Below are 3,353 nucleotides of genomic sequence, written 5' to 3' on the forward strand. Positions count from 1 at the left end.
GTAACAAATCCTACGGTGATTCAAGAGATGCATGCATTGATAGTTTTCAGATTTATGTTAGTAAACTTATAAAAATTTTTCTGATGCGCCAAAGATGGCGCGAATTGTCAGGAAGATCAGGAGTGCGAATTGGCTGAAATGACAACGACCAACGAAATTGGTGATTTGAATTTGACATATTTGCTGCTGGCGCAGCGGCTGGTGCGGGAAGATGTTGCCACAGCCATGTTCCGTATGGGGCTGAGCCGTGAGCTCGCCGATTTGCTCGGAAGCCTGTCGCTTTCGCAAATCGTGAAGCTGGCGGGCTCCAGTCTGCTTTTGTGCCGCTTCAGGTTTGACGACCATCCGGTTTTGTCGGCGCTGCTGAGCGACGGAAAAACGCTGGCTTTGCAGCAAGCGCACACGGCCATTCTTCTTTCCGGCCAGCAAATTGAGGCGGTTCACTGATGTTTTGCTTTGAGTGCGATGGTGGGGTTTTCTGCAGGTATTGCCGTGCGGTGCGTCATGGCCGTTAAAAGCGTTATCAGTGAAGCCCGCGAAATTCATCTTGCGATTGACTTGATCAAACTCGGCGCCCGTCTGCAGTTTCTGGAAGCGGAAACCAGTCTGAGCCGTGACCGCCTGATCAAGCTGTACAAGGAAATCAGGGGGGTTTCGCCGCCCAAGGGATTGCTGCCCTTCTCTACAGACTGGTTTATGACCTGGCTGTCCAACATCCATTCGTCGATGTTCTACAACATCTACCGGTTTATGGTGACCCACGGGGGGTGCACGCGAATTACCGCTGTCATCAAAAGCTATCGGCTTTACCTCGAGCAGGTAGAGCAGCAAGGCAGCGAGCCGGTGCTCGATTTCACGCGGGCCTGGACGCTGGTGCGATTTTTTGACAGCGACATGTTGCAGCTCAGTACCTGTACACGTTGCACCGGTCTGTTCGTTGCGCATGCGCACGATCCACAGAGCAACTATGTGTGTGTCCTGTGCCGTCCACCATCGCGTGCTGGCAAGACGCGCAAGACCCTGGGCGCCGTGGTCGAGGCCAGCGGCACGCCCAAAAAAGCCGGCCGCACGACTTCGCCGTTGTCGCCATCGGCGTCGCAGTGGCTTGCGGATGTGATGAATGACGCGCGTAGCGGACGAGCCGGCTAGTCGACGCCCGGTCCTCGAGCGAATTTAACAGGGAGCGCATAGTGCTGGTGATTGTTGGTTATCTGGTGGTGTTGGGTTCCGTCTTTGGCGGGTATGCGCTGATAGGCGGGAATTTCGGTGCGCTGTATCAACCGGTCGAACTGCTGATGATTGGCGGCGCCGCAGTGGGCGCGTTCATCATCGGCAACGACCGCCACACCATCGTTGCCACGCTGAAGGCTCTGCCAAAGTTGTTTAGCAGCACCAACAAACGCGACAAGGCCCTCTACATGGAGTTGCTTGCCTTGTTGTACGTGTTGCTGGCAAAAGGCCGCAAGGACGGCATGCTGGCGCTGGAGTCGGACATCGACGATCCGCAGAACAGTCCCGTTTTTGCGCCCTATCCGATGATTCTGGGGGAGGTGCATGTCATGGAGTTCTTGACCGATTACCTGCGCCTGGTCATCAGCGGCAACACGGATCCGTTCGAAATCGACCAGCTGATGGAGCACGAACTCGAAACCTTCAAGCATGAGGCCGAAGCGCCTGCGCACAGTCTGGCCCGGGTCGGCGATGCGCTGCCGGCCCTCGGGATTGTGGCGGCTGTGATGGGCGTGGTGCACGCGCTGGCCTCCGCCGACCTGCCGCCTGCGGTGATGGGGCAGCTGATTGCCCACGCGATGGTGGGGACTTTCCTGGGTGTCTTGCTGGCCTATGGCTTTGTGTCGCCGCTGGCGTCGTTGATTGAGCATCGGGTCGCTGAATCCCTGAAGGTTTACCAGTGCATCAAGGTAACGTTGATGGCCAGCCTGAATGGCTACGCGCCGCAATTGGCGGTGGAGTTCGGTCGAAAAGTTCTGCGTTCGACCGAGCGCCCCTCGTTCACCGAACTGGACGGGCATGTCCGCGAAGTCAAGAGCCGCTAAAGCCAGGCATGCCTGAATTGTCATGAGTGAAACACCGCGCCGGATCATCATCATCAAACGCCCCGTCGTGGCTGCAGGCCATCATGGCGGCGGCTGGAAGATTGCTTACGCCGACTTCATGACGGCGATGTTTGCCTTTTTCCTGGTGATGTGGCTTTTGTCGACATCAACACCCGCGCAGCTGGCAGGCATTGCCGAGCAATTCAAAATGCCCCTCAAGGTGGCGCTCAGCGGGGGCGAAAAAAGCAGCCTGAGTACCAGCGTGATTCCTGGCGGCGGCGCAGATCCCATGGAGAAGAAGACGGGCGACGTCCAGCAAGAAGAAAGCGATGCCGATGACCTCAACCGCCTGGACGAATTGAAGCAGCACCTGGACAAAATGATTGAAGACAGTCCTGTGCTCAAGCAGTTCCGCCCCCAACTGTTGATAGACATCACCCCCGAAGGCTTGCGGATTCAGATTGTTGACAGCAGCAACCGGCCCATGTTCGACCGTTCCAGCGCAGTTGTGGTGTCTTACATGCGCACCATCTTGCGCGAGATCGGTCCGGTGCTCAATGCGCAACCCAACAAGATCACCTTGTCCGGGCATACCGATGCAGCGCTGTATGCGCAGGGCGACAAGTCTTACAGCAATTGGGAATTGTCAGCTGACCGGGCCAATGCGTCGCGTCGCGAACTCATTGCCGGCGGCATGCAGGAGATGAAAGTCTTGCGGGTCATGGGTGTTGCATCGAGCATGCACCTGAACCAGGACGATCCCTTTGCGCCGGTCAATCGCCGCATCAGCATTGTGGTTCTGAATCACCGGGCGCAAACGGAAATAGAAAGAGCCAATGCAGCCAATGCAGCCAATGCAGCCAATGCGAGCATCAAGCCTGCCATTGCAGCTGCGGGACAGTCCGCCGCGAATTTGTCGGCTACCCGCGCCGGGCGGCGGATTTGAGGCAGCGCCGGGTTGCCAGCAGATAAAAAGCCACGTCGCACAGACCCATGAGTAGACAGCCGAAAACCGCGTGAGCGATGTAGCCGGCAGACCCACAACGAGAGACGCACACTAAATGGACATCACGCAGTTTTACCAGACCTTTTTTGAAGAAGCCGATGAGTTGCTGGCCGAGATGGAGCAGCTTCTCCTGGGGCTCGATCTGCAGGCGCCAGACAGCGAAGACCTGAACGCGATATTCCGCGCCGCGCACTCCATCAAGGGTGGCGCAGCCACGTTTGGTTTTCTCGCGCTGACCGATACCACGCATTTGCTTGAAAATTTGCTCGACCGGGCACGCCATGGGCAATTGA

At 57.1% G+C, this 3,353-nt stretch carries 5 protein-coding genes; all 5 read left to right on the forward strand.

Features of this window, described 5'->3' with window-relative positions; genetic code table 11:
* Window positions 1-138: 138 nt before the first annotated feature.
* Entirely contained in the window at window positions 139-447 is a 309-nt protein-coding gene (flhD, locus tag Q8K05_RS01490; protein ID WP_305244780.1) for a flagellar transcriptional regulator FlhD, read from the forward strand.
* Between the two features lie 57 nt (window positions 448-504).
* Window positions 505-1,149: a flagellar transcriptional regulator FlhC gene (flhC, locus tag Q8K05_RS01495; protein ID WP_305244781.1), complete on the forward strand. Its 645-nt coding sequence runs from the start codon at window positions 505-507 to the stop codon at window positions 1,147-1,149.
* A 41-nt stretch (window positions 1,150-1,190) separates the two neighbouring features.
* The gene (gene motA, locus Q8K05_RS01500; RefSeq protein WP_305244782.1) at window positions 1,191-2,054 is read left to right on the forward strand and encodes a flagellar motor stator protein MotA; all 864 of its coding nucleotides are present in this window, start codon (window positions 1,191-1,193) and stop codon (window positions 2,052-2,054) included.
* 22 nt (window positions 2,055-2,076) lie between these two features.
* The gene (motB, locus tag Q8K05_RS01505) at window positions 2,077-3,000 is read left to right on the forward strand and encodes a flagellar motor protein MotB (RefSeq protein WP_305244783.1); all 924 of its coding nucleotides are present in this window, start codon (window positions 2,077-2,079) and stop codon (window positions 2,998-3,000) included.
* A gap of 115 nt (window positions 3,001-3,115) precedes the next feature.
* The coding region (locus tag Q8K05_RS01510) for an Hpt domain-containing protein (RefSeq protein ID WP_305244784.1) at window positions 3,116-3,353 on the forward strand (238 nt) is incomplete at its 3' end.

The organism is Polaromonas sp. (assembly GCF_030682935.1).
Lineage (GTDB): Bacteria > Pseudomonadota > Gammaproteobacteria > Burkholderiales > Burkholderiaceae_C > Polaromonas.

Excerpts from the sequence above, each read along its gene's own strand:
- flhD (WP_305244780.1), top strand. The coding sequence starts at position 139 with ATGACAACGACCAACGAAATTGGTGATTTGAATTTGACATATTTGCTG.
- flhC (WP_305244781.1), top strand. The coding sequence starts at position 505 with ATGGCCGTTAAAAGCGTTATCAGTGAAGCCCGCGAAATTCATCTTGCG.
- motB (WP_305244783.1), top strand. The coding sequence starts at position 2,077 with ATGAGTGAAACACCGCGCCGGATCATCATCATCAAACGCCCCGTCGTG.